Source organism: Nonomuraea sp. NPDC049028, from assembly GCF_043197735.1.
In the GTDB taxonomy this organism is placed as follows: domain Bacteria; phylum Actinomycetota; class Actinomycetes; order Streptosporangiales; family Streptosporangiaceae; genus Nonomuraea.
The window spans coordinates 1,219,675-1,245,030 of record NZ_JBICTR010000001.1 but is presented as its reverse complement, the minus strand read 5'-3'; the positions used below and the strand labels follow the sequence as shown (position 1 = coordinate 1,245,030).

Sequence of the window (25,356 nt, the reverse complement as noted above, 5' to 3'; positions counted from 1 at the left end):
CGCCGCGTTGGCTTCCACCAGTCCTTCGCCGGTGCTAGCTTTCGCCCGTGATCCTGAATATGGTCTTCCTGCTCGGGGCGCTGGCCTTGATCGTGGCCAACGGGATCTTCGTCGCGGCGGAGTTCTCCCTGGTGACGGTCGAGCGCGTACGGGTCCATCAGCTGGCGGAGTCCGGAGACCGGGGCGCGCAGGGGATCGAGGCCGCGGTGCGGCGGCTGTCGTTCCACCTGTCCGGGGCGCAGCTGGGCATCACCGTCACGTCGCTGCTGCTCGGCGTCGTGTCCGAGCCCGCCATCGCCGGCCTGCTGGAGCCGCTTCTGGGTAGCGTCCCCGCCGCTCCCGGCGTCGCCGTCGCCCTGGCGATCGTCATCTCCACGGTGGCGCAGATGGTCCTGGGCGAGCTGGTGCCCAAGAACGCCGCCCTGTCGAGGCCGATGGCCGTGGCCAGGGTGGCGACGCCGCCGCAGCGGGTGTTCTCCGCCGCGTTCGGGCCGCTGATCAAGCTGTGCAACGCGGTGGCCAACGGCATCGTCCGGTGGCTGGGGGCCGAGCCGCAGGAGGAGCTCGCCTCGGCCCGCTCCCCCGAGGAGCTGAGCCTGCTCGTACGCCTGTCGGCGGAGGCGGGGGCGCTCCAGCCGAGCACCGCCGCCATGCTCCAGCGGGCCCTGCGCTTCGGCGGCAAGAACGCGGCGGAGGCGATGACCCCTCGTACGGACTGCGTGACCATAGCCGGATCCACCAGCGTCGCCGAGTTCCTCAGGCTGGCCCGCCGCACCCGGCATCTGCGCATCCCCGTATGCGGCACGGAACTGGACGACATCCTGGGCGTGGCGAGCGTGCCGCGCGCGTGCGCCGTGCCGGAGCAGGAGCGGGAGCGGACGCCGGTGTCCGCGATCGTCCGGCCGGCGGTCCAGGTGCCCGAGTCGGTGAGCCTGGAGGTGGTCCAGGAACGGCTCAGCTCGACGGGCGTCGAGATGGCCGTGGTGATCGACGAGTACGGCGGCTTCGCGGGCGTCGTCACCGCGGAGGACCTGGTGGAGGAGCTGATCGGCGACATCGCCGACGAGTACGACCTGCCGGAGGAGGAGTCGGCGGAGCCCAAGGCCGCGCTGCTCGCGCCGGGCGCCTCGGTGAGCGTGCCGGCCGTGCTGACGGCGGACGAGGTCGAGGAACGTACCGGCTTCCGCATGCCTGAAGGGCCCTACGAGACGCTCGCGGGGCTGGTGCTGGCCCGGCTCGGCCGCATCCCCGATCCAGGCGACGAGGTGGAGGTGGGCGGGTGGAGGCTCCGGGTGGAGGCCATGCGTAGCCGGCGCGTCGAGCAGGTCACTCTCACCGCGCCGAGGCGGGAGCATCCGTGACCATCGGCGACGGCTTGGCCCTGGTGCTGCTTCTGGCGGTCAACGGGTTCTTCGTGGGCGCCGAGTTCGCCCTCATCTCGGCGCGCCATACCCAGGTCGAGCCGCAGGCGCGGGCGGGTTCGCGCCGGGCGCAGGCGGTGCTCGCCGCCATGAACACGGTGCCCAAGATGCTCGCCGCGGCCCAGCTGGGCGTGACGCTGGCCTCGCTGATGCTCGGCGCGTTCGGCGAACCCGTGGTTTCGCGGGCGGTGGAGCCGCTGTTCGCGGCCGTGGGACTGCCCGAGGAGATGGTGCATCCGGTCGCCTTCACGCTGGCGCTGCTCCTGGTGGTGTCCGCGCACGTGATCATCGGCGAGATGGTGCCGAAGAACCTGGCGCTGTCCGGCCCGGACACGGCGGCGCTGTGGCTGGTGCCCCCGTTGTTCGTTCTGGCCCGGGCGATCGGCCCGGTGCTCACGTTGATCCAGGCCATGGCGGGCGCGGCGCTGCGGTTGCTGCGGATCCCGCCGGCCGACGAGATCCACACCGTCTACACCTCGGCGGAGCTGCCGGTGCTGATCGAGGAGTCCCGCCGGCACAAACTGCTGCGGCAGGACGAGCGGGACCGGATGATCGCCACGCTCGCGCTGCACGCCCGGCCGGTCCGGACGGTCATGGTGCCCATCGGCGAGGTGGTGAGCGTCCCCGCGACGATCGACAGCCTCGGACTGCAGGAATACTCGGGCCGCCACGGGCACTCCCGCTTCCCCGTGCACGGTGACAGTCCCGCCGAGCTGCGGGGCTACCTGCACGTCCTGGACGCGCTCAACGGGCACGGAACCCGTCAGCCGCTGCCGATCCGCGCCCTGCCGCTGATCGCCGGCACGGCGACGCTCGCGGACGTCCTGGCGACCATGCGTCAGCGCCGCGCCCAGCTCGCCGCCGTGACCGGCGACAAGGGGCAGGTGCTCGGCGTGGTCACCCTGGACGACGTGCTCAGCGGGATAGTTCGCCAGCCTTCCAGAGGCCCTTCATGACGGTATTCAGGGCATCTTGTACTCCGCGGCCTTGCCGCAGTAGCTGACCCCGATCGGCGAACTGCTGAACCGGCACACCTGTACGACCACGCGATCGATGGCGGCGACCCCCGCCGGATCCGACAGCGAGAAGGAGAGCGGGACCTGGGCGTCGTCCGCCTTGTAGGTCTCCGAGTCGACGAGGGTGGTGCCGTTGTAGGCGTTGAAGACGGCGCTGGAGTACATGCCGTCCCGAGAGCAGGGCGAGAGGGCGGCGTCATCGGACAGGTACCCGTCGACCTTGACGGTCGGCCGGATCACCGGCCCCGCCGTCCAGTCCAGCGTCCCTTCGGTGATCCCGCGAAAGCATGAGTCGCCGGAGTCGGCGTGGAACCTCACCGCCGCCTGGGCCGACGCCACGGACTGGACCGTCAGCAGAGCGGCGGCGACCAGGGCGCCCAGCGCCAGGTGAACAGGTAAACGCATGCGATTTGACCCTTCCCTGTCATGGTGATCCGAGCCCTCATCGTGAACGACGGATCCGGGCTGCGCCACCCCTGACGGTGGAACCCCAGCTCGCCGAGCTCAAAGCGCACCCCTTGCCGTTGGATGACCCGTCCGGCCCCCGACTTCCACTCGGCGGAGTCAGCCGGCCGTCCCGAGCTTATTCATGACGTCGTCCTTCATGACGACGCCCGCCTGCATCACGATCTCGATGTGCGCGGGATCGGCCAGCGCGTGGATGTCGCGCAGCGGATCGGCGTCGGTGACCACGAGGTCGGCGAGCTTGCCCGTCTCCAGCGTGCCCACCTCGTCGGAGATGCCGAGCGCCTCGGCCCCGGTCCGGGTGCCGGCGACGAGGGCGTCCATCGGGGACATGCCGAGCTCGACGAGATGGCCGAGCTCGCGCAGGTTCTGGCCGTGCGGGCACACCCCCGCATCCGTGCCCAAGGCGATCTTGGCCTTGCGCGCGATCGCGTGACCGATGTTCTTCTTGGTGATCTCGGACCACTTCACCTTCTTGGCGTAGTGGTAGGGCTGCATCTTCTCCTTGTCGATCGCGAACACGGTCGACAGGGTCGGGACGAGGAAGGCGCCGCGCTCCTCCAGGAGATCGAGTCCTTCGTCGTCGATGCCGTACCCGTGCTCGACGCTGGTCACCCCGCCCCGCAGGGCGGTCAGGATCCCCACGCGCCCCTGCGCGTGGGCGGCGATCGGCTTGCCGCCGTGCCGGTCGAGCTCGTCGACGATCGCCCGTACCTCGTCCAGGCGCAGGCCCTCGTCGTCGGGATGGTCGTGCCTGCTGCCCATGCCACCGCTGGTGCAGATCTTGACGAGGTCGGCCCCCTGGCGGAGTACCCGGCGCGTCGCCCGGCGGGCCTCCTCCACGGTGTCGGCCAGCTCGATCAGCTCGGGGACGGTGTAGGCGACCTCTCCGCCGGGCACATGGAAGTCCCCGTGGCCCGCGGTGTGACTGATCGGGCTCACCGCCAGCTTCAGCCGGGGTCCGGCGATCAGCCCGCGCTCGATCGCCTCGCGGAAGCCCATGGACAGCCCGCCGAGATCGCGCGCGCTGGTGATGCCCGCCTCGAGCGTCTCCCGGATCCGCGCGGCGGACTCCAGGTGGATCAGGGCCGGGTCGTTCTGGAGGCGGTGATACGGCCCGTTCGCCAGGGCGAACCCCAGATGCACATGACAGTCGACGAATCCGGGCAGAAGCGTCCGGCCCCGCAGATCGCGTACGTCCGCGTCGCGGCCGTCCGGGGCCTCGGCCGCCCTGCCGACGAACCCGATGACGCCGTCCGAGGTCACCTCCAGCACGCCGTCCTCGATGGGCGGGCCTCCGGTGCCGTCGATGATCCTGACGTTGGTGAGCCGAAGTTTTCGCTGCAGCCTCAAGAGGCGTCCTTCCGTGGCCTGGGCCGGATGTCGAAGCCTGGTGCGCCCGGCACCGAGTCGAGCAGGGTGCGCGTGTACTCGTGCCGCGGGCGCTGATAAAGATCCGCCGCCGGGGCCTGTTCGACGATGTCGCCGTGGTAGAGCACCACGACCTCGTCGCTCACGTGCCGGATGACGGCGAGGTTGTGCGAGATGAACACCATGGTCAGATCGAGTTCGCGGCGCAGGCTCGCGAGGAGGTTGAGGATCTCCGCCTGGACCGAGACGTCGAGCGCGGAGGTGATCTCGTCGGCGATCACCACCTCGGGCCGGATCATCAGGCCGCGGGCGATGGCGACCCGTTGCCGCTGTCCTCCGGAGCACTCGTGGGGATAGCGGTCGATGGTGTCGGCCGGCATCCTGACGGTCTCGAGCCAGTGGACGATCTCGTCCCGGTGCGTCTTCACCTTCGCCCGGCGCGGGTCCACGGCCTCGGCGAGTGCCTCGCCGATCGTGCGGCGGGGATCAAGTGAGGAGTAGGGGTCCTGCGGGATCATCTGGACCTTCCGCCGCATCGCCCGGCGGTCCGCGCCGCGTGCGGAGGACACGTGCACGCCGCCGACCTTGACGCTGCCCGCCGACGGCCGGACGAGCCCGACCAGCGCCTTGGCCAGCGTCGACTTGCCCGATCCTGACTCTCCGACGATGCCGACCGTACGGCCCCTGGGGACGTCCATCGTGATGCCGTGCAGGATGCGCGTCGCGTTGCCGCCCCAGCCGTAGCCCACCTCGAGGTCGCGCACCTCGACGGCGATCGCCTCATCCATGCGAGTGCTCCTTCGCGTGCTCCGGGTCGCTGGGCCGGCCGCCCACGGGGCCGTCGATGTCGGGTGCGGCTTCCAGGAGTTTCTTCGTGTACGGGTGGCGGACGGTCTCCACGGCGAGGTCCACCGCGGCGATCTCCTCCACGATCTCCCCGTGGTACATCACGAGGACGCGGTCGCACAGCGCGCGTACCACCCCGATGTCGTGCGAGATGAACACGATCGAGGCGCCGAACTCGCTGTTGACCCGCTTGAGCTCGCGCAGGATCTCGGCCTGGACGGTCACGTCCAGGGCCGTCGTCGGCTCGTCGGCGATGATCAGGCGCGGCTCGACGGCCAGCGCGGTCGCGATCATCGCGCGCTGCCGCATGCCGCCGGAGAGCTCGTGCGGGTGCTGCTTCATGCGGTGTTCCGGCCTGGTCATCTGGACCACCTTGAGCGCGTCGAGCACGCGCTGCCTGGCCGCCTGCGCGCCGAGGCCCTTGTGGGTACGCAGCACCTCGGTGAGCTGACCGCCCATGCGGAGCGCGGGATTGAACGTCGAGCCCGGATCCTGGTAGATCAGGCTGACCGCCTCCGCCATGAGCGCCGGCGCGACGGGCCGGCGCAGGTCCAGATCGCCGATGGCCATGCGGCCGGCCGTCGAGGTCAGGCCGTCCGGCAGCAGCTGTGCGAGCGACATCGCGGTGAGGGTCTTGCCCGAGCCGCTCTCGCCCACGATGCCGACGATCTCTCCCCGCCTGATGCCGAAGGAGATGCCCTTGACCAGCGGTTGGTCGCCCGAGTGGATCCACAGGTCGCGGACGTCGGCGAGGTGGTCGCTCTCCGGCACCGCCTCGTCCTGGCGGGCGGGAGGTGCTGTGCTCCGGCTCGCTGCCGTGCGCCCCCGAGGGTTCGCCGCCGCCGCGAGCCCGTCGCCGATCAGGACCGCGCCCAGCCCGGTCAGGATGACCAGGGCCGCCGAGCCCGCCATCTGGAAGGGCCGGCCCGCCAGGAGCGACGGCAGGGCCTCGTTCAGCAGCTTGCCCCAGTCGTAGGAGGGCGACTGGACGCCGAGGCCCACGAACGACAGCGCGGAGATCGCCGTGAGCGTGGCCGCGAACGTCGAGGCCGACAGCACGAGCAGCGGCTCGGCCATGTTGGGCAGCATGTGACGGATCGCGATCCGGCCGTGGCTCACGCCCAGGAGGCGGGCGGTCGAGACGTACTCCTGCTGGGAGACCTTCGCGGCGAGGTTCGCGGTCAGGCGCGCGAAGTAGGGGATGCCGGACAGGCCGATGGCGATCACCGCGGAGGAGCCGCCCGCGCCGAGCACGGCCGCCACGACGAGCGCGAGCAGGAGCCCGGGGAAGGCCACCATCGCGTCGATCACCCGCAGGCAGATCTCCCTGACCCGGGGCGGTACGAGCCAGACGCCCGTACCCAGGACGACACCGAGGACGACCGCTATGGCCGTCGCGCCGACCGTCATCAGCAGGGTGAGGCGGGTGGCGACCAGGCTGCGCAGCAGGACGTCGTGGCCGGCCGCGTCGGTGCCGAGCGGGTGATCCGACGAGGGCGCGGCGAACCGCGGGCCCAGCGCGTTCGCCTGGCCGGCGAAAAGGATCGGGGCCAGTACGGCGATCAGCACGACGCAGCCCAGCACGCCCAGGCCGAGCACGAGCCCGGGGTTCCAGCGGCGCGAACGGCTACGCGGAGACATGTGACCCCCCGAGGGTCCGTGGGTCGATCAGTCCGAGCAGGACGTCTACGAGGAGGTTGATGATCGCGGTGATCATGCCGATGACGAGGACCATGCCTTGGATGACCGGATAGTCGCGGTCGAGGATGGCCTTGATGATGCCGCTGCCGAGGCCCGGCAGCGCGAACACCGATTCGATGATGATCGCGCCGCCGACCATGCCGGTCAGGATCAGCCCGCTCAGGGTGAGCGTGGTGGTGAGCAGGTTCGGCAGCGCCCAGCGGACGTGACGCCGCAGGGCCGGCAGCCGCCAGCCACGGGCCGTCCGCATGTAGTCGGTCTCCAGCACGACCGCCATCTCGCGACGGACGACACGGGAGATGGTGCAGATCGGGCCGATCGCGATGGCCACCACCGGGAGCACGAACGACGCGGCCCCGAAGCGGGGCGTGTAGGCCGGAGGGAACAGCGGCACCAGCCCGATGCCGAGCGCGAACGTCACGACCAGGAACGAGGCCATGATGTAGCCGGGAATCGAATCCAGGAAACCGGTGACCATACCGAAGGCCACGTCCAGCCACTTGCGCCGGCCGCCGCGCGTGAGCACCCCGATGACCATGCCCAGCGGGACCGAGATCACCAGGACCAGGACGATGCCGGTCACCGCGATGGTCGCGGTGAAGGGCAGGCGGTTCACGATGAGTGACGACACCGGCTGCCGGTACATGAAGGACGTACCGAGGTCCCCGGTGAAGACACCGCCCACGTGGTCGAGGAATCGCTCCCAGATCGGGCGATCGAGTCCCAGCTCTCCCCTGATGCGCTGGATGTCGGCGAGGTCGGCGTTGGCGCCGGCGATGCCGACCGCCGGATCACCGGGGATGAGCTGGACGATCAGGAACGACACGACCAGCAGCGCGACGAAGATCACCACCAGGCTGGCGAGCCGCCGCACGGCGAATCGGAGCCAGGCGGAGGAGATCCGCGCCGGACGCTGCCGCGCTCCGGTCAGGGGGTCCGGTGGGGGGACCCCCAGAGCACGCGTGGAATCGAGAGAAGCCATGACTGACGCGCCTTCCGGCTATTGGAGCTACTTGACGATGCGGAGCGTGGCGGGGTCGAGGTAGTCGTCGAAGGTCCGGATGTCGAACCCGGCGGCGGCGACCGTGGTGGCGGGCAGGGTCGCCAGCGGAATCGCGTCCACCCGCTCCAGGAACGACTTCTGCGCGGACTGGAGGGCCGAGCACTGCGCGTTGCGGTCGATCTCACTCATCGCCTTGGTGACGAAGCCGTACCCCTCCTTGTTGAGCTCGCCCGTCTTGTTGCGGCCGCCGTCCTCGGTGGCCGGGCCCATCACCCGCAGCAGGGAGGAGGTGAGGACGCCCAGCTGGTTGTTGTCGCCCTGGACGTTGATGTCCCAGTCCTTGCCGCCGGCCGTGGTCAGCGTGGCCCAGTTGGCGTTGTCGAGCGAGTCGACGGTCACGGTGGCGCCGGCGTTGCGCAGCGCCTCGGCGATGTAGTCGTTGCCGCCCTGCAGCAGGGTGGTGCCGACGATGCGGAAGCGGAGCCCGGTCAGCTTCTTGGTGGCGGCGGCGAGATCCTGGGCGACCAGCAGCGACTTGTCGGTGTTGACACAGGCCAGCTTGGCCGACCCGACCGACAGGGTCGTGCTGCCGCGCTTGCCGCTGATGATGTCGCTGAAGGCCTTCGCGTCGATGGCCTGGGCCACCGCGGTGCGCAGCTCCGGCTTGTCCGCGAACACCGTCCCGGGACGCTCGTTGAACAGCAGGTACGTCGTGGTGTTCGAGGCGACCGACGAGGTGAACCCCTTGTTGCCGTCGAAGCGGGCCACGTTCTCGTCGCTGATCGTCCCGACGTCCAGGCTGCCGGCCAGCAGCTGGGTGGCGATCGTCGCGTAGTCGGTGATCGGCGTGAGGGTCACCTGCTTGGCGGCCACGCCCGTCAGCGGCTTGGCGAACTTCGGCCAGGCCGCATAACCCTCGCGCAGCGACAGCTGGTAGGACACCGCGGGCTGCGAGGCGGTCAGGGAGTAGGGGCCGGAGAACGCCCCGGCGACCTTGCCCGCCGCGAGTCCCTTGGTGTCCTTCAGGCCCGCCGGGCACACGATCCCGGCCTGCGGCAGGGTCAGCCCGGTGAGGAAGTCGGACCACGGAGCCGACAACTCGGCTTTCACCGTGCCCGCCTTGTCATCGGGCGTGAACGTCGCGGTGGCCCCGCCCAGGGCCAGCGTACGGCCCGAGGAACCCGTCTCCTTGGCCGCGAACCGCGTCAGTGAGGCCGCCACCACGGTCGGCGTGATCGGCGTACCGTCCGAGCAGTTCAGTCCGTTGCGGATGGTGAGCGTGTAGTGCGCGGCGTCCTCGGCGGTCCACGAGGACGCGACCCCACCCGCGAGGGTGTTGCCCGCGTCCTTGCGCACCACCGTGTCGAACAGCAGTCGCGCCACGGTGAAGTCGTCGCCGCCCTTGGCGAGCGCCGGGTCGAAGGTCGCCGGATCGGTGTTCAGCGACATATTGATGGTGTCGGTGGTTCCCCCACCGGCACCACAGCCGACCGCGCCCAGCGCGACCGCGGCCGTCACCGACAGCGCAAGAATCGATTTGCGATACACCAATCCTCCAGGTCCAACCGCGAAAGGAATGGCGTGAGCTTAGGTTCTGCGTGCTACCTGGCGGGTTTTCCCGACCCACTTTGCACGGAATTGCGGGATAAGGCGGGTCGGGTGCACGATCCTTCCGGAAAGGCTGCCTACCGCAGGTTTCCCGCATGTTACCGGCACACGACGCTTAATTGATCTTGTGGTGACATCTGCGCAGGTGCCCGATTGCGGGGAGGACCTGGCCTTTCCTGCATGATGGACGGATGGTGGACGGGCTGGACTTTCAGATCATCAACGCGCTCCAGATCCACCCTCGGGTCACTTGGGCGCAACTAGGGAGGATTCTTAGGGTTGATCCTTCGACGATTTCTCGTCGCTGGTCGGCACTCACCCACGAGCGGCAGGTGTGGACGAGTTGCTTCGAGGCCGACGGGCAGCGGTCCCATGGGCGAGAGATCTCGGCTCTGGTCGAGATCCGGTGCGCTCCCGGCCGACGCGTCGACGTGATCGCCGAACTCGGCCGGCAGGGACCCATTTTCAGCGTGCACTGCACCTCTGGTCCCCGCGATCTCTACATCATGGTCTCGACGCACACTCTGCTGTCCATGGACCGCTACATCGACGAGCACATCGCGGTGATCCCCGGCATCGTCGGCACCCAGACGCACTATCTGCGGCGCATCTTTCTCGAAGGATCGGGCTGGCGGCTCAACGCGCTGTCCGACCAGCAGGTCGAGGCGTTGCGCCTGCTCCGGCCGTCCGAACCCCCCGAACACCGCAAACCCACCCACCGCGAGGTGATCACCGCGCTCAGCACGGACGTGCGCCGGACGGCCGCCGACATGCAGCGAGAGCTGGGCCGCTCGATCTCGGTGATCTCCCGGGACATCGACGCGCTGCTCGCGGCGGACTGGGTCAGATGGCGCGTCGACTTCGCGCACACCCTCATGGGCTGGTCGGCCGCGGCGGTGCTGTGGCTCGACGTCCAGCACTCCGAGATGGAACGCCTCGTCTCCATGCTCCGGTCGCTGGAGAATGTACGGATGTGCGCGTCGGTGACCGGCGCCACCAATCTGGCGGTCTTCCTCTGGTTGCGCGATCTCCAGGAGCTGGACGAGATCGAGGGCAAGCTGGCCTCGCTGTTCCCGAAGGCGCCGATCAAGGACCGATGGATCGTGCCAAGGATCGCCAAGCGCACCGGCTACATCCTCGACCTCGACAGCCGGCGCCTGCGTTACGTGCCGGTCGGCGGTCAGCCGGTATTCGAGGACTAGCTCGACGCGACTTCGTGCGGACCATGCTCGGAAATTTGGTGTTTCGTGCAGAATCGCGCGCGATCGACCCCGCTCCGCGGTGCCTTCCCTAGCCTGAGCGAGGCGGCCGCCCGGCCGTCGATCATCGTGGTGAGAAGGAGTCTTGTGGACTTCGAGCAGCTCAGGGCGCTTCGGCGAGAAGTGCACCGCAATCCGGAACCCGCGTTCGTGGAGATCGGGACAGCGGCCCGGATCAAACAGGCCATCGACGGCCTGCCGGTGCGGGTCCTGACCGGGAAGGACGCCCACGACCTCTCCCCCGTCGTGAACTACCCGTCACCGCAAACGCTCGACGAGTGGGAGGCTCGCGCGGTCGCGTCCGGCGTTCCCGCCGAAAGTGCCAGGTACTTCCGGGAGAACGGCACCGCGATGGTCGTCGATCTGGCCGGCGACCGGCCGGGCCCGCGATGGGGCCTGCGGATCGACATCGACGCGCTGCCGATGCGCGAATCAGACGATCCCGCTCACTTCCCGGTCGCGAACGGCTTCGCCGCGACGAACGGCGCGATGCACGCGTGCGGCCATGACGCGAACGTCGCCATGGGCGTGGGCCTGCTGCACCGTCTCGCCGACCGCGACTTCGCGGGCTCGCTGCGGATCCTGTTCCAGCCCGCGGAAGAGGGCGTACGGGGCGCGCAGACGATGATCGACGCCGGGGTCGCGGACCCGATCGACACCATGCTCGCCGTGCACATGGCGGGCGACTTGGCCGTCGGCTCGGTCGTGGGCAGTTTCACCGGCGGCATGGCCACCCGCAAGCTGAAGGTCGACTTCACCGGCAAGGCCTCCCACGCCGCCGGTTCGCCGGAGACGGGTCGCAACGCGCTGCTCGCCGCCGCCATGGCCGCGCTGGGGATCATGGCGATCCCGCGCTTCAGCTCCGCGGACACCCGGCTCAACGTCGGCACGCTCGTCGCCGGTGACGGAGTGAACATCGTGCCGTCCGCGGCGGTGCTGACCTGCGAGGCGCGCGCCACGGATGACGAGGTCGTCGATGAGTTGGTGGACCGGATCCGGGCCATCGTGGAGGGAGCCGCCCGCACACAGGGCGTCGAGGTGGCGCTCGCCGTGATGGGCCAGTCCTCGACCGTGTCCCCTGACGACGAGGTGATCGACCGCATCGTCGAGGTGGCCGGCGCGCTGCCCGAGGTGGCGGAGGTCATCAGGACGCAGGCGTTCGCCGGGAGCGACGACGCCAACCTGCTCATCCGGCACGTGCAGCGGCGCAACGGTAAGGGCGCGTACCTGATGATCGGCGGCGCCAGCCCCGGGCCGCACCACAGCGCGAACTTCGACGTGGTGGAGGAGGCGATCCCGATCGGCATCGACATCCTCGCCTCGCTGATCCGCCAGAATTGAGCGTCGCCTCCCTGACGTACGGGTTGTGCCGTCTGGCCCGCGGGCCCGGCGGCACCTGACTGAGTGCCTCGCGCGGCGTGTAACAGTTGCGCCAACCCCCGGGAATCAGTCAAGATCAGTTCATCTGCGCACGGTTCTGGGCAGAAAGCGCCAACCAGACATCCGTCTTAAGCGGCAATTTTTTATCTGGAAGGTTAGGAGATCCCGCTTTAAGGCGTGACAGCGCGACGAGACGCCAGGACACTCAGCTTAGAGCCATATATGCGATAAAAGAGGAGACGATGTCGTGGCGGATGAATCCTTCGACAACGATCCCGCACTCCCCTCCAAGATCGACGCCAGCAAGCCGCATCAGGCCCGGGTGTGGAACTATTGGCTGGGCGGAAAGGACAACTACCCGGTAGATCGCGAACACGCCGAGCAACTCCGGCAGATCTATCCGGGAATGGAGGATATCGCCCGCCACGCCCGCGCGTTCCTGGGCCGCGCCGTCCGCTATCTGGCGGAGGACGCCGGCATCCGGCAATTCCTGGACATCGGCACCGGACTGCCGACGGTCGACAACACCCATGAGGTCGCTCAGCGGGTGGACCCGTCCTGCCGCGTCGTCTATGTCGACAACGATCCCCTGGTGCTGGTACACGCCCAGGCTCTCCTGGCCAGCGACCCTCGGGGGGCCTGCGACTACATCGAGGCCGATGTACGCGAGCCGGCCGCCATCCTGGAGTTCGCGGCCAAGACGCTGGACTTCAGCCGGCCGACCGCCCTCATGCTCCTCGGCGTGATGGGCACGATCTTCGACGACGACCAGGCGCACGCGCTGACGCGGCAACTGCTGGACGCTCTGCCGTCGGGCAGCTACCTGGTGTTCGAAGACGGTACGAACACCATCAAGCCCGACGCGGCCGCGGAGGCCGGACGGCTCCACGACGAGGAGCAGTCGTACTCCTACCGCCTGCGCACCCCGGACGAGATCGCCCGGTTCTTCGACGGCCTGGAACTGGTGGATCCGGGCGTCGTCTCCGTCTCCCGGTGGCGGGTGGAGTCCTCGGTGTTCGGCGTGCCCGACGAGGTGGACGCCTTCTGCGCCGTGGCCCGCAAACCGTAGCCCTACGGGGTGCCGTCGATCTCCTCGTCGATCTCGTCGATGATCTTGTTGATGATCGCCGGAGTCGCGGCCGACGGCTGCGCGTGGATGCCCAGCTCGTCCATCAGGTGCTGGTACGGGTGCACGTCGGAGGCCCTGGTGAGATACTGCGCGCTGGCGATCTGCTCGAGGTAGACCACGTCGTCGAGCTCGGCCTGGGCGAAGCGCAGCATGGTGATGGGGCCGACCCCGCCGATGTGGCCGCAGTAGCTGAACGGAAGCACCTGGATGGTGACGTGCGGCAGCTTCGCCATCTCCTTGAGGTGCTCGAGTTGCCCGCGCATCGTGGGGCCGTCGCCGACCCGGCGGCGCAGGGCCGCCTCGTCCAGCACCACCCAGAGCTTGGGCGCCATGGGCCGCGTGAGGATCCGCCGGCGGCGCATCCGGAGCGCGAGCCGGCGCTCGATCGCCTCGGGCGGGCAGCCATGGTGTCCGCAGGTGATCACCGCGCGGGCGTAGTCCTCGGTCTGGAGCAGGCCAGGGATGTATTGGACCTCGTACGTACGGATCATCGCCGCGTCCTGCTCCAGCCCGAGGTAGTCCTCGAACCAGTCGGGCACCACCTCGCGGTATTCGTGCCACCAGCCGGGCGCGTTGGCCTGCTTGGTCAGCGAGAGCACGGCCTCGCGCTCGGCCTCCTCGACCACGCCGTAGAGGGTGAGCAGGTCGGCCACGTCGCGCAGCTTGAAACTGGTCCGCCCGCATTCCAGGCGGCTGATTTTGGAATGCGAACCCCGGATGGCGTATCCCGCGGCTTCACGCGTGATCTCCCGCGACTCACGCAGCCGGCGTAGTTGCCTCCCCACCAATATCCGCAGCGCTGTCGGCCCGGACTGACGAGTCTCCCAACCTGGAATTTCGGTCAGGTCGTCAATATTCCGAGCATTCGGCATATACGCTCCTAGGTCGGAAACTGTGGCAGTCTGACGCGCAGACAATCCTGCCACGCTAGCCAGCTCCGCCGCCACGAGCCAGGTTAATAGCGGAAATACCAGGTCACGGGATGGGCACAGCGCTTGACCGCCGCTTGACCACCGTCTGACTGCTTCCGATCTGGCTCCGATCTGCTGCCGATCGGGCGATAACATTTGGGTTGGCATGAAAGTCATCATCTTCGGCGCCACCGGCATGGTCGGGCAGGGCGTACTCCGGGAATGCCTGGCCGACGACCGGGTGACGGCCGTGCTCACGGTCGGCCGCACCCCCACCGGGCGTACCCATGACAAGCTGCGCGAGCTCGCGCACCCGGATCTGCTCGACCTCACACCGATCGAGGCCGAGCTGTCCGGCTACGACGCGTGCTTCTTCTGCCTCGGTGTCTCCTCGGCGGGCATGAGCGAGAAGGACTACCGGCGCGTCACGTACGACTTCACGCTGGCGGCCGGCGAGACGCTGGCCAGGCTCAACCCCGGCTCGACGTTCGTCTACGTGTCCGGGGTGGGCACCGACGAGCACGGGCGGGCGATGTGGGCCCGGGTCAAGGGCCAGACCGAGAACGCGCTGCTGGCCCTGCCGTTGGAGGCGTACATGTTCCGGCCCGGCTACATCCAGCCCATGCACGGCGTCACCTCGCGGACGACCTGGTATCGGCTGGCGTACGTGGTGACGGCGCCTTTCTACCCGATACTGCGGCTGCTCTTCCCCACGGCGGTGACCACGACGGAGCGGATCGGCCAGGCCATGATCACCGTGGCGGACCGCGGCGCGCCCAAGCGGATCCTCGGACCGCTGGAGATCAACGCCCTCCAAGGCTGACCCGCGCGGAATAACCTCGGACCGTTCGCTGCTTGGGTGGTCGTTGAACTTTCAATAGTAAGAGGTGATGAACGATATGCAGTTCGGGATCTTCAGTGTGGGCGACGTGACCACGGACCCCACCACCGGCAGGACTCCGACGGAGCATGAGCGCATCAAGGCGATGGTGGCCATCGCGGTCAAGGCCGAGGAGGTGGGGCTGGACGTGTTCGCGACCGGCGAGCATCACAACCCGCCGTTCGTGCCGTCCTCCCCCACCACCATGCTGGGCTACATCGCGGCCAAGACCGAGCGGCTCACGCTGTCCACGGCCACGACGCTGATCACGACCAACGACCCGGTCAAGATCGCCGAAGACTTCGCGATGCTGCAGCATCTGGCCGACGGCCGGGTCGACCTGATGCTGGGCCGGGGCAACACCGGGCCCGTCTACCCGTGGTTCGGGCAGGACATCCGGCAGGGCATCCCGCTGGCCGTCGAGAACTACGCGCTGCTCCACCGGCTCTGGCGCGAGGACGTCGTCGACTGGGAGGGCCGTTTCCGCACGCCGCTGCAGGGCTTCACCGCCACGCCCCGGCCGCTGAACGGAGTGCCGCCCTTCGTGTGGCACGGCTCGATCCGCAGCCCGGAGATCGCCGAGCAGGCCGCCTACTACGGTGACGGGTTCTTCGCCAACAACATCTTCTGGCCGAAGGAGCACTTCATCCGGCTGATCACCCTCTACCGCCAGCGGTACGCCCATTACGGGCACGGCACGCCCGAGCAGGCCATCGTGGGGCTCGGCGGGCAGGTGTTCATGCGGAAGAACTCGCAGGACGCGGTGCGCGAGTTCCGTCCGTACTTCGACAACGCCCCCGTGTACGGGCACGGCCCGTCGCTGGAGGAGTTCACCGAGGAGACGCCGCTGACGGTGGGCAGCCCGCAGCAGGTCATCGACCGGACGCTGACGTTCCGGGAGTCGTTCGGCGACTACCAGCGGCAGTTGTTCCTGATGGACCACGCGGGGCTGCCGCTGAAGACGGTCCTGGAGCAGCTGGACATCCTCGGGGAGGAGGTTGTGCCGGTGCTGCGCCGGGAGTTCGCGGCGAACCGGCCGGCCGACGTGCCCGACGGTCCTGTCCACACCACCCGCGACCGTCTGACCGCCTGACCGCTGCACATGGAGTTCGGAGGAGTGTTCATGAAGCTCGTCGTCGTCACGGCGGGTCTGACCCAGCCGTCGTCCACCCGCCTGCTCGCCGACCGCCTGACGGAGGCGACCGTGCGGCGGCTCACCGACCGGCCGACCGAGGTGACTGTGCGGGTGATCGAGTTGCGCGATCTCGCCGTCGACATCGCGAACAACTTCGTCACCGGCTTCCCCGGCGCCCGGCTGCGCGCGGCGATCGAGGCGGTGACGGAGGCCGACGGCCTGATCGCGGTCACGCCCGTCTTCAGCGCCTCCTACAGCGGCCTGTTCAAGTCGTTCTTCGACGTCGTGGAGCCCACCGCGCTGGCGGGCAAGCCGACGCTCATCGCGGCGACCGGCGGCACGCCACGGCACTCGCTGGCATTGGAGCACGCGCTGCGGCCGCTGTTCGCGTACCTGAGGGCCATGGTGGCGCCGACCGCCGTCTACGCGGCGTCGGAGGACTGGGGCGGCGGGGGTGACGGCTTCGCGGACGGCCTGGCGGAGCGGATCGACCGCGCCGCGACCGAACTGGCCGACCTGCTGCGCGGCCGTACTCCGGCGCCCGCTGAGGCCGGGCTCGGAGACGCGGCCGGCAGCAGGCCGGGCCGAGAGCCGGGCCGCCAGCCGGAGCTGGAGCCGGAGCCGGAGCTGGATGTCGTGCCGTTCGAGCAGCAACTCGCCGCACTACGCCGGTAAGGGGCCCAATTTCACAACAAAAGCCCCGAACGTTGACTCCTGTGAGTATGGTTCGTTAGGAAGCTTTCCTAACGAAGAGCAGGAGATCACGTTGCTCCGAACCACTCTCGTCTCACTGGTCGCCTTAGCCACCACTCTCGCGCTCACGGGCACCAGCCAGGCCGCGGTCGACCTCACCGATCCGCACAAGAAGGACATCGCCATGCAGCTGGTGTCCAGTGCCGAGAACTCCACACTCGACTGGAAGTCCCAGTACGGCTACATCGAGGACATCGACGACGGCCGCGGCTACACGGCCGGGATCATCGGCTTCTGCTCCGGCACCAGCGACATGCTGGCGCTCGTCGAGCTCTACACCAGCCGCAAGCCGGGCAACGTCCTGGCCAAATACCTGCCCGCGCTCCGCAAGGTCAACGGCAGCGACTCGCACGCGGGCCTCGACCCGAACTTCACCAAGGACTGGAAGACCGCCGCCAAGGACACCGTCTTCCAGACGGCGCAGAACGACGAGCGCGACCGCGTCTACTTCAACCCGTCGGTCAGCCAGGCCAAGACGGACGGACTGCGGGCGCTGGGCCAGTTCATCTACTACGACGCGATCGTCATGCACGGCCCCGGCACCGACAAGCTCAGCTTCGGCGGCATCAGGAAGACCGCGATGTCCAAGGCCAAGACCCCCGCGCAGGGCGGCAACGAGACGACGTACCTCAACGCGTTCCTGGACGCCCGCAAGGCCGCGATGAAGGCCGAGGAGGCGCACGAGGACACCACCCGCGTCGACACCGAGCAGCGGGTCTTCCTCAAGAACGGCAACCTCGACCTGAACCCGCCGCTGACCTGGAAGGTGTACGGCGACAGCTACACGATCAAGAGCTAATAGACGTACGGCCCGCGCCTCTGCCACGCTCTGATCATGACCCGTGCTGGGACGATCTTATTGACAGGGGCGACGGGCGGCATCGGCTCGGCCATCGCCACGACGCTGCTGGACGCGGGCTACCGGGTCCTGGCCCTGGTCCGCGACCCGGCCCGCCTGAGCGAACTCGCCGCCTCAGGCGGGCTCGCCACATCGGGTGAACTCGCCACGCCGGGCGGGGTCGCCACGTCCGGCGGGCTCGCCACCGTGGACCGACCGGTCGGGCCCGGTGCCATGGATGGGATCGCCGGGCTGGGCGAGATCACCCCGGTCGCGGCGAATCTCCCGTGGCCGGAGATCATGACTCCGGCCGTACCGTCCGCCGCCGTCGCCGCGGCCGGTAGCGCCCCCGCAGCGGCCATACCCACGGTCACGCCCGCCGAAGTCAGGCCCACCACCGTCACGCACCTCGATGTGACGCCCGCCGGTTTCACGCCCGGCAGTGTGATCGCCATCGTGGCGGACCTGGCCCGGCCGGAGACGCTGGCCGCCGCGCTGCCGCCCATCGGGGAGTTAGACGCGTTCGTACACTGCGCGGCCATCGCCGAGGTGACCACGACCGCGGACAGCACGGTGGAGCTGTGGCGCGACACGTTGAATGTCAACGTCGCCTCGGCCGCCGAGCTGCTGCGCCTCCTCCTGCCCGCCCTGCGCAGAAGCCGCGGCCGGGTGATCCTCATCAACGCCGCGCCCGGCCTGAGCCCCCAGGGCTGGCCCGCCTACGCGGCCAGCAAGGCCGCACTGCGCGAGCTGGGCGACGCCGTACGGGACGAGGAACAACCCCATGGCATCCGGGTCACCACGATCTACCCGGGCGCCACGGCCACCGAACTGCTGCGCAAGGTCCGGACCGGCTTCGGCTCGCCGTACAACCCCGACAGGTGCCTACCCCCGGCCGCGGTCGCCTCCATGGTCCTGACGGCCCTCACCGCCCCACCGCAAGCCCACCTCGCAGAGCTCTCCGTCCTCCCGGCCCCCTGACCTCCCCGGGCCCGCTGATCTCTCACAGCCCCCCGACCGGCAGGCCGGGCTCGGTGACTTCGACCGGCAGGTCGGGGTCGGCCACCTCGACCGACAGGCCAGGTGGGAGGCCCGTCACCTGGACTCCGCCCGACCGGTCGATCGACACGGTGACGTCGGCGCCCGCCACCCGCAGGCCGCGTACCGTGACCGCGCCGAGCGGGGCTCCCGCCAGAGGACGCACCAGGACCTTGCCGCCCGGTACGTCCGGATACAGGCCCACAGCCGTGTGCAGTAGCGTCACGGCGGCGGCGGCCGACCACGCCTGGGGACGGCAGGCGGCCGGGTAGGCCACCGGGCGCCCGACCGTGTCCCGGTCGTCGCCCGCGTGCAGCTCGGGCAGGCGGTAGTCGAAGCCCTCCGCCGCCGTCAGCAGGCCCCGCGCCAGCTCCGCCGCCAGGCGGCCATGACCGGTCCTGGCGAGTCCGGCGATGACGATGGCGGTGTCGTGCGACCAGACGGACCCGCAGTGGTAGGACAGCGGGCTGAACGCGCCGTCGTCCGCCGACATCGTCCGCAGCCCGAAGGCACCGGACATCGCCGGGGTGCCCAGCAGCTCCGCCACCCTCGCCTCCTCCCCCTGCGACAGCAGTCCCGTGCCGAGGAGGTGGCCGATGTTGCTGGTCAGCGAGTCGACCGGCCGCTTGTCGCGGTCAAGGGCCAGCGCCGGAAAACCGCTCTCCCGATCGGTGACCGGTGCGGGATGGGTGACCCAGAAGCGGGCGCGGAAGCGGTCGGCCATCGTGCCCGCGTAGTCCAGCCACCGCTCAGCCCCCTCCCGCCCGAACGCCGCAAGCAGAGCGGCCCCCTGGTGGGCGGCGGCGCAGGCGTACCCCTGGACCTCAGCCAGCGCGATGGGCGGCTCCGCCTGGCGGCCGTCGCGGAAGCGGACCGCGTCGCCCGAGTCCTTCCACCCCTGGTTGGCCAGGCCGTGGCCGGTGGAGTCGATGTACTCCAGGAAGCCGTCCCCGTCCGGGTCCGCGTGGTCGCCGAGCCAGCCGAGCGCCGCCTCCAGGGCGGGGAGCAGGGGCTCGATCTGGGCGGCGGGCATGCCCCAGCGCCAGGCGTCGTGCAGCAGCCCGATCCAGAGGGGGGTGGCGTCGATGGTGCCGTAGTAGGCGGCGGGCAGTCGCAGGTCGCCGCCGCTGTGCTCGTGACGGCGCAACTCGTGCATGATCTTGCCGGGCGCCTCACCGGTGGCCGGGTCGACGTGGGTGCCCTGTCGTCTGGCCAGTACGCGCAGAGTGCTCGCCGCCAGGTCGGTGCCCAGAGGCAGGAGCATCCTGGCGGCCCAGAGGCTGTCCCGCCCGAACAGCGTCAGGAACCACGGCACCCCCGCCCCCAGGAACGTGTCCCCCGGCTCACCGGTCTCGGCCAGCCGGAGGGAGCGCAGGTCCTCGAGCGAGCGGGCCGCCAGCCGTACGAGGCGGGCGTCGTCGGCCGTCACCTGCGGGACGCTCCACTCCAGCGGCTTGGCCGGCGCGGTCACCACCGCCTCGGGGTCGTCGATCACGACGGCCCACCGCAGTGTGACGCGCTCGCCGGGCGCCAGCGCGACATCCCACCGAAACCGCCCTGCGGTCTCCGGCTCGACCGCCACATTCTCGCCGGCCACCCGCACGGGGTGCCCCACGAGCTCGGCCGTGGCGTTCTCGGCGGTCGCCCGTACGCGGATGCGGCCGGACCGCCACTCCAGGCATGCGCCATCGGTGGACGAGCCGGGCGTGACGGCGGCCGGAGAGGCGCTGCCACCGGACTTCACCAGCTCGATCGGGGCGAAGTCGCAGCTCAGGTCGAGGGTGACGGTGGCCGTCACCGGGCGGGTGGCGGTGGAGGTGATCTCGATGAGCTCCGCCATCCGTCCGGGCGCGACCTCCCGCGTACGGTCGACGCGGACCGTGGGGTCCGCGATCGGGTCGCCCAGCCAGCGGACCAGCGACACGAACCTGGTACGGCCGGCGGCCTGCACGGCGTGCCCCACCGCCTCCGGTTCCCTGCCGTCCACGGCCAGCTTCACCTGCGACAACGCTCGCGCGTCCGCGTGGAAGAGGCCCTGCACCCCGGCCGCCCTGATCTGCCCGTCGGTCCCGCTCAGCGCGGTCGTCGGTGCCAGGACGGTGCTGACGAGGTCGTGCAACAGCGGTTGCAGGCGGTGCGTGGCTTGGTCGAGCACGAGCGGCCCCCAAAATCTTGACAGGCGAATCATCCAAGGGAGATAGTGCGTAACACTCCGTTTACTTGAACGATCCAATCCTGCCATACCTCCGTTTGAACGTTCAAACCCTTAGAAAGCGACATGATGCCCGAAAAGGTGACGATCGCCGACGTCGCGCGGCGTGCCAGCGTCTCCCGGCAGACCGTCTCGAACGTCCTGAACTCCCCCGACCTCGTCCGCGAGGAGACGCGTGAGCGCGTACGGCAGGCGGTCGAGGAGCTCGGCTACCGGGTGAACCAGGCGGCGCGCCGCATGCGGACCGGCCGGTCACGGCTCCTGGCCGTACGGATCGAGCAGACCCAGGATGGCATGAACGTGTTCGACCGGTTCCTGCACGGGCTGACCGAGTCGGCGGCCAAGGCGGGGTACCGGGTGATCCTCTACTCGGCCGACGACGACCAATCGGAGATCGCCACCTTCGACGACCTGCTCGGGGCGTACGAACCGGATGCGTTCGTCCTGACCGGCACCCATTACGGCGATGTGCGCACCTCGTGGCTGGCCGAGCGGGAGCTGGCATTCGTCACGTTCGGGCGGCCGTGGGGCATGCCGGAGGGCGGCGACCATCCATGGGTGGACGTGGACGGCGCGGCCGGTACGGCCGCCGCCACCCGGCACCTGCTCGACGCGGGTCACCGGCGGATCGGGTTCATCGGCTGGCCCGAGGGCTCCGGCGTCGGCGACGACCGCAGGAGCGGCTGGGTCAGGACGCTCGAAGCCGCGGGCCTGACGCCGCGCGCGAAAAACGGCGAAGCTCGCACGAATGACGCCGAAGGCGGCGAGGCGGGTGCGCTTGAGCGGCGGACCGATGGGTCGGCGGCCGAGGGTGAGGCCGCGGCGCGGGAGCTGATCGCCGCCGGCGCCACCGCCCTGGTGTGCGTGAGCGACTCCGTCGCCCTGGGCGCCATGCAGGCCGGGCCGGTGCCCGTGATCGGGTTCGACGACACGCCCGTGGCGGCCGCGATCGGCCTGACCAGTCTGAGCCAGCCGCTGTCGGACGCCGCCGTGCGCTGTGTCCGGGTGCTGACCCGGCTGCTCGAAGACGACAGCCCGGACAAGCCGGATCACGTACTGCTTCAACCCTCCCTGGTCATCCGGCGTACAGCGTGAAAGGAAACGTGATGAAACACCTCCCCCTGGCGGCGCTCTCCGTACTGGCGCTGGCCGCGACCGCGTGCGGCAGCGGCTTCGAGGACAAGCCGTCGGCCGCGCCGCAGAGCAGCGGCCCGGCCTCGCTGCGGATTCTCATCGCCTCCTCCGGCGACCCGGAGACGACGGCGGTCAAGCAGGCCGCGGACGCGTGGGCGAAGGCGAGCGGCAACCAGGCCACGGTCACCCCGGCGCAGGACATCCACCAGCAGCTCGGCCAGGCGTTCGCGGGCGGCACCCCGCCCGACGTCTTCTACGTGGACGCCTCGCGGTTCGCCGACTACGCCAGCGTCGGCGCGCTGGAGCCGTACGGGGACAAGATCTCGAACCCGGACGACTTCTACCCGAGCCTGCGCACCACCTTCACCCGCGACGGCAAGTTCTACTGCGCGCCGAAGGACTTCTCCACGCTGGCGCTGATCGTCAACGACGGCCTGTGGAAGAAGGCGGGCCTGACGGCGGACGACGTACCGACCACGTGGGAGCAGCTCACCGCGACGGCCGGCAAGCTCAAGGCCAAGGGCATCACGCCGCTGGCGATCGGCGACACCCGCGACCGGATCGGCGCGTTCATGGTGCAGGCGGGCGGCTGGATCACCAGCGCCGACGGCAAGCAGGCCACCGGCGACAGCCCCGAGAACCTCAAGGCCCTGGAGTACGTCAAGACCCTGGTCAAGGACAAGCTGGCCCAGTACCCCAAGCAGCTCGGCGCGGAGTGGGCCGGTGAGGCGTTCGGCAAGGGCAAGGCCGCGATGACGATCGAGGGCAACTGGATCAAGGGCGCGCTGAAGGCCGACTACCCCGACATCCAGTACACGGCCCACCCGCTGCCCGCCGGGGCCAAGCAGGGCACGCTGTCGTTCACGAACTGCTGGGGCATCGCGGCCAAGAGCGCCAACAAGACGGCGGCGATCGCCTTCGTCGAGGCGATGACCAAGGCCGACCAGCAGCTCACGTTCGCCAAGGCGTTCGGGGTCATGCCGTCGCGGCAGTCGGCCAAGGACGCCTACGTCAAGGAGTTCCCCGCGGACACGGCGTTCGTGGACGGCGCCGCCTACGCCCAGGGCCCGGTGAACGCCGCCAAGATGGACAGCGTCCTGTCCGACTTCGACGCCGGGCTCCAGCAGCTCACCTCGCAGGACCCGAAGGCGCTGCTGGCCAGGCTGCAGAAGAACACGCAGTCCGCGCTGGGCGAGTGATGCGCCGCAGCCGGGCCAGGGACGACGTGACGGGGTGGCTGTTCGTCGCGCCGGTCGTGGTCATCCTCGGGGTGTTCCTGCTGCTGCCGATCCTGATGGCGATGTGGGTCAGCCTCACCTCGTGGAACGGCCAGGGCAGCCCGTTCAAGAGCGGCGTGCCGTTCGTCGGGCTGGAGAACTACGGCCGGCTGTTCACCCGTGACGACCTGGCCCGCGAGAACTTCATGATCAGCGTCCGGAACAACGCCTACTACGTGGCGATCGTCGTACCCCTGCAGACGGCACTGGCGCTGGGCCTGGCCCTGATCGTGAACAGCCGCCTGCTCAAGGGCAAGTCGTTCTTCAGGAGCGCGTTCTACTTCCCGTCGGTCACCAGCTCGGTGGCGATCAGCGTGGTGTTCCTGTTCATCTTCAGCAACTCCGGGGCGCTCACGCAGCTGCTGGGCTTCTTCGGCATCCAGGGGCCGCAGTGGTTCTCCGACGCCAGAGGCGTCATCCACCTGCTGCTCGGCATGGACACGCCGCCGTCGGCACTCGCCGGGGCGGGGCCGTTCGGCCTGTCGTGGTGGGAGTGGCTGTCCGGGCCGAGCGTGGCGATGTGCGCGATCATCGCGCTGGTCGTGTGGACGACGTCGGGCACGTTCATGCTGATGTTCCTGGCGGCGTTGCAGGACATCCCGGTGACGCTGGAGGAGGCGGCCGTGCTCGACGGGGCGGGGCGGTGGCAGCGCTTCCGGTACGTGACGCTGCCCATGCTCAGGCCGACGATGTTCCTGGTGCTGACGCTCGGGATGATCGGGAGCTGGCAGGTGTTCGACCAGATCTACGTCATGAGCAAGGGCGCTCCGGCCAAGACCACGCTGACTCCGGCGTTCCTGTCGTACCAGACGGCGTTCCGGGACTTCGACTATGGGGCGGGGACGGCGATCTCGTTCGTGCTGTTCCTCATCATCGTGCTGCTGACGCTGTTCCAGCGGCGCGTGATGCGGGAGAGGAGGAGCTCGTGACGCACCCGACGCTCTCAACGCGGGACAGGACGGCGGGAGGTGGGGTGCGCAGGCTCGCGAGCACCTTCACCGGCTACGCCATCCTGATCTTCTTCGCGCTGGTGTTCATCTACCCGTTCGTCATCCAGGTCGCGAACTCGTTCAAGACCGAGCCGGACGCGGCCGCCTCACCGCTCTCGCCCATCCCGCAGCCGGGGACGCTGGCGGGGTTCGAGCGGGTGTTCAGCGGGACCGACATGCCGCTGTGGCTGGGCAACTCGCTGCTGGTGACGCTTGTGCTGACGGCCGGGCGGGTCTTCCTCGACTCGCTGGCCGGGTACGCGCTGTCCAGGCTGCGCTTCCGCGGGCGGTCGGCGCTGTTCGGGGCGGTCATCGCGGTGATGGCCGTGCCGGGCGTAGTCCTCTTTATCCCGAAATTTCTGGTCCTCAATCAGTTGGGGATGTATGACAGCTATCTGGCGTTGATCCTGCCGGTCCTCGTGGACGCGGCGGGGGTGTTCATCATGAAGCAGTTCTTCGACTCGATCCCGGCGGGGGTGGAGGAGGCGGCCCGGATCGACGGGGCGGGCGCGTTCCGTACGTTCTGGTCGGTAGTGCTGCCGATGGCGCGGCCGGCGCTGATCACGCTGACGATCATCTCGTTCCAGAGCGCGTGGAACGAGTTCCCGCACACGCTGGTGGCCGTCCAGAGCCCGGCGCTGTTCACGCTGCCCCGGGGGCTGGCCGACCTGGTCAGCGGGTCGCTGGGGGGTGGCACGCAGTACCCGCTCAAGCTGGGGGCGGCGCTGCTCGCGACGATCCCGGTGGCGGTGATCTTCGTGATATTCCAGCGCAGGTTCGTCCGCGGCGCCAACGAGGGCAGCGACAAGGGGTGATCAATTTTCTTGTACGGCACAGCCGCCCCCACCGCCACCCGCCGCACGGGGCTCAGGACCTCCAGGAATACGGCCGCTGAACCCGCACGGAGCCGGGCGCCGTTACGCGCGCACGGGCACCGTCTGGGTGGGTTGTCCGCACCCCTTCACATACTTCGCCGTCCGATATATCGTC

22 protein-coding genes and 1 pseudogene are annotated in these 25,356 nt (G+C 69.5%); 15 read left to right on the top strand and 8 right to left on the bottom strand.

Translation table 11 applies throughout. The features are described from left to right. The first annotated feature begins 47 nt into the window (after positions 1-47). Entirely contained in the window at positions 48-1,361 is a 1,314-nt protein-coding gene (locus ACGFJ2_RS05575; RefSeq protein ID WP_393464998.1) for a hemolysin family protein, read from the top strand. Beyond that, positions 1,358-2,377 (top strand): hemolysin family protein, encoded by a 1,020-nt coding sequence (locus tag ACGFJ2_RS05570; RefSeq protein WP_358187465.1) that lies wholly within the window; start codon positions 1,358-1,360, stop codon positions 2,375-2,377. Before ACGFJ2_RS05575 ends, ACGFJ2_RS05570 begins: the two co-directional genes overlap by 4 nt. Positions 2,378-2,383: 6 nt before the next feature. On the opposite strand, the gene ACGFJ2_RS05565 is transcribed toward ACGFJ2_RS05570, so the two are convergent. The 6 genes from ACGFJ2_RS05565 to ACGFJ2_RS05540 form a co-directional block, all read right to left on the bottom strand. Continuing rightward, positions 2,384-2,842, bottom strand: a complete 459-nt coding sequence (locus ACGFJ2_RS05565) for a hypothetical protein (RefSeq protein ID WP_357955724.1) — start codon at positions 2,840-2,842, stop codon at positions 2,384-2,386. A gap of 159 nt (positions 2,843-3,001) precedes the next feature. Next, a complete protein-coding gene (locus ACGFJ2_RS05560) occupies positions 3,002-4,255 on the bottom strand; it encodes an amidohydrolase family protein (protein ID WP_393464994.1) in 1,254 nt (417 codons plus the stop codon). After that, positions 4,252-5,061: an ABC transporter ATP-binding protein gene (locus ACGFJ2_RS05555; protein ID WP_393464991.1), complete on the bottom strand. Its 810-nt coding sequence runs from the start codon at positions 5,059-5,061 to the stop codon at positions 4,252-4,254. The genes ACGFJ2_RS05560 and ACGFJ2_RS05555 overlap by 4 nt, the downstream gene beginning before the upstream one ends. Next, positions 5,054-6,760: a dipeptide/oligopeptide/nickel ABC transporter permease/ATP-binding protein gene (locus tag ACGFJ2_RS05550; RefSeq protein ID WP_393464988.1), complete on the bottom strand. Its 1,707-nt coding sequence runs from the start codon at positions 6,758-6,760 to the stop codon at positions 5,054-5,056. The genes ACGFJ2_RS05555 and ACGFJ2_RS05550 overlap by 8 nt, the downstream gene beginning before the upstream one ends. After that, on the bottom strand, positions 6,747-7,802 hold the full coding sequence (locus tag ACGFJ2_RS05545; protein WP_393464985.1) for an ABC transporter permease: 1,056 nt from the start codon (positions 7,800-7,802) through the stop codon (positions 6,747-6,749). The genes ACGFJ2_RS05550 and ACGFJ2_RS05545 overlap by 14 nt, the downstream gene beginning before the upstream one ends. A gap of 27 nt (positions 7,803-7,829) precedes the next feature. Further along, a complete protein-coding gene (locus ACGFJ2_RS05540; protein WP_358187490.1) occupies positions 7,830-9,371 on the bottom strand; it encodes an ABC transporter substrate-binding protein in 1,542 nt (513 codons plus the stop codon). A 251-nt stretch (positions 9,372-9,622) separates the two neighbouring features. On the opposite strand from ACGFJ2_RS05540, the pseudogene ACGFJ2_RS05535 reads away from it, so the two are divergent. From ACGFJ2_RS05535 to ACGFJ2_RS05520, 4 genes and pseudogenes are all read left to right on the top strand, one after another. Beyond that, positions 9,623-9,736 (top strand): annotated as a pseudogene (locus ACGFJ2_RS05535) (AsnC family protein); the annotation flags it as partial. Positions 9,737-9,763: 27 nt separating this feature from the next. Beyond that, positions 9,764-10,633, top strand: a complete 870-nt coding sequence (locus ACGFJ2_RS05530) for an Lrp/AsnC ligand binding domain-containing protein (protein ID WP_357955871.1) — start codon at positions 9,764-9,766, stop codon at positions 10,631-10,633. A 144-nt stretch (positions 10,634-10,777) separates the two neighbouring features. Beyond that, positions 10,778-12,031, top strand: a complete 1,254-nt coding sequence (locus ACGFJ2_RS05525; RefSeq protein ID WP_358187494.1) for an amidohydrolase — start codon at positions 10,778-10,780, stop codon at positions 12,029-12,031. Between the two features lie 286 nt (positions 12,032-12,317). After that, positions 12,318-13,139 (top strand): SAM-dependent methyltransferase, encoded by an 822-nt coding sequence (locus ACGFJ2_RS05520; protein WP_357955739.1) that lies wholly within the window; start codon positions 12,318-12,320, stop codon positions 13,137-13,139. Positions 13,140-13,141: 2 nt separating this feature from the next. Here the strand turns inward: ACGFJ2_RS05520 and ACGFJ2_RS05515 are convergent, their stop codons facing one another. After that, positions 13,142-13,984, bottom strand: coding sequence for a helix-turn-helix domain-containing protein (locus tag ACGFJ2_RS05515; RefSeq protein ID WP_393464980.1), 843 nt, complete (start codon positions 13,982-13,984; stop codon positions 13,142-13,144). A gap of 292 nt (positions 13,985-14,276) precedes the next feature. Here ACGFJ2_RS05515 and ACGFJ2_RS05510 point away from each other — a divergent pair, with 292 nt between their 5' ends. The 5 genes from ACGFJ2_RS05510 to ACGFJ2_RS05490 all read left to right on the top strand — a co-directional run bounded on the left by ACGFJ2_RS05510 (position 14,277) and on the right by ACGFJ2_RS05490 (position 18,697). Next, on the top strand, positions 14,277-14,933 hold the full coding sequence (locus ACGFJ2_RS05510) for an NAD-dependent epimerase/dehydratase family protein (protein ID WP_393464977.1): 657 nt from the start codon (positions 14,277-14,279) through the stop codon (positions 14,931-14,933). A gap of 76 nt (positions 14,934-15,009) precedes the next feature. Beyond that, positions 15,010-16,083, top strand: coding sequence for an LLM class flavin-dependent oxidoreductase (locus ACGFJ2_RS05505; RefSeq protein WP_357955873.1), 1,074 nt, complete (start codon positions 15,010-15,012; stop codon positions 16,081-16,083). A gap of 30 nt (positions 16,084-16,113) precedes the next feature. After that, positions 16,114-16,800: an FMN reductase gene (locus ACGFJ2_RS05500; RefSeq protein WP_393464974.1), complete on the top strand. Its 687-nt coding sequence runs from the start codon at positions 16,114-16,116 to the stop codon at positions 16,798-16,800. A 91-nt stretch (positions 16,801-16,891) separates the two neighbouring features. After that, positions 16,892-17,677, top strand: coding sequence for a chitosanase (locus ACGFJ2_RS05495; RefSeq protein ID WP_393464971.1), 786 nt, complete (start codon positions 16,892-16,894; stop codon positions 17,675-17,677). A gap of 36 nt (positions 17,678-17,713) precedes the next feature. After that, entirely contained in the window at positions 17,714-18,697 is a 984-nt protein-coding gene (locus tag ACGFJ2_RS05490) for an SDR family NAD(P)-dependent oxidoreductase (protein WP_393464968.1), read from the top strand. 22 nt (positions 18,698-18,719) lie between these two features. Here the strand turns inward: ACGFJ2_RS05490 and ACGFJ2_RS05485 are convergent, their stop codons facing one another. Then, positions 18,720-20,909 carry a glycogen debranching N-terminal domain-containing protein gene (locus tag ACGFJ2_RS05485; protein ID WP_393464965.1) on the bottom strand — a complete coding sequence of 730 codons (2,190 nt, stop codon included), beginning with the start codon at positions 20,907-20,909 and terminating at the stop codon, positions 18,720-18,722. Positions 20,910-21,032: 123 nt separating this feature from the next. On the opposite strand from ACGFJ2_RS05485, the gene ACGFJ2_RS05480 reads away from it, so the two are divergent. The 4 genes from ACGFJ2_RS05480 to ACGFJ2_RS05465 are packed head-to-tail and all read left to right on the top strand — an operon-like array spanning position 21,033 to position 25,181. Then, positions 21,033-22,061, top strand: coding sequence for a LacI family DNA-binding transcriptional regulator (locus ACGFJ2_RS05480; RefSeq protein ID WP_393464962.1), 1,029 nt, complete (start codon positions 21,033-21,035; stop codon positions 22,059-22,061). An 11-nt stretch (positions 22,062-22,072) separates the two neighbouring features. Then, positions 22,073-23,299, top strand: coding sequence for an extracellular solute-binding protein (locus tag ACGFJ2_RS05475; protein ID WP_393464959.1), 1,227 nt, complete (start codon positions 22,073-22,075; stop codon positions 23,297-23,299). Then, positions 23,299-24,306: a carbohydrate ABC transporter permease gene (locus ACGFJ2_RS05470; RefSeq protein ID WP_393465307.1), complete on the top strand. Its 1,008-nt coding sequence runs from the start codon at positions 23,299-23,301 to the stop codon at positions 24,304-24,306. The genes ACGFJ2_RS05475 and ACGFJ2_RS05470 overlap by 1 nt, the downstream gene beginning before the upstream one ends. Before the next feature lie 44 nt (positions 24,307-24,350). After that, positions 24,351-25,181 (top strand): carbohydrate ABC transporter permease, encoded by an 831-nt coding sequence (locus tag ACGFJ2_RS05465; protein ID WP_358187531.1) that lies wholly within the window; start codon positions 24,351-24,353, stop codon positions 25,179-25,181. The last annotated feature ends 175 nt before the right edge of the window (positions 25,182-25,356 follow it).

Coding starts and splice junctions, on each gene's coding strand:
- ACGFJ2_RS05565 (WP_357955724.1), bottom strand. CDS start 2,842: ATGCGTTTACCTGTTCACCTGGCGCTGGGCGCCCTGGTCGCCGCCGCT.
- ACGFJ2_RS05555 (WP_393464991.1), bottom strand. CDS start 5,061: ATGGATGAGGCGATCGCCGTCGAGGTGCGCGACCTCGAGGTGGGCTAC.
- ACGFJ2_RS05550 (WP_393464988.1), bottom strand. CDS start 6,760: ATGTCTCCGCGTAGCCGTTCGCGCCGCTGGAACCCCGGGCTCGTGCTC.
- ACGFJ2_RS05545 (WP_393464985.1), bottom strand. CDS start 7,802: ATGGCTTCTCTCGATTCCACGCGTGCTCTGGGGGTCCCCCCACCGGAC.
- ACGFJ2_RS05510 (WP_393464977.1), top strand. CDS start 14,277: ATGAAAGTCATCATCTTCGGCGCCACCGGCATGGTCGGGCAGGGCGTA.
- ACGFJ2_RS05505 (WP_357955873.1), top strand. CDS start 15,010: ATGCAGTTCGGGATCTTCAGTGTGGGCGACGTGACCACGGACCCCACC.
- ACGFJ2_RS05500 (WP_393464974.1), top strand. CDS start 16,114: ATGAAGCTCGTCGTCGTCACGGCGGGTCTGACCCAGCCGTCGTCCACC.
- ACGFJ2_RS05490 (WP_393464968.1), top strand. CDS start 17,714: ATGACCCGTGCTGGGACGATCTTATTGACAGGGGCGACGGGCGGCATC.
- ACGFJ2_RS05480 (WP_393464962.1), top strand. CDS start 21,033: ATGATGCCCGAAAAGGTGACGATCGCCGACGTCGCGCGGCGTGCCAGC.
- ACGFJ2_RS05475 (WP_393464959.1), top strand. CDS start 22,073: ATGAAACACCTCCCCCTGGCGGCGCTCTCCGTACTGGCGCTGGCCGCG.
- ACGFJ2_RS05470 (WP_393465307.1), top strand. CDS start 23,299: ATGCGCCGCAGCCGGGCCAGGGACGACGTGACGGGGTGGCTGTTCGTC.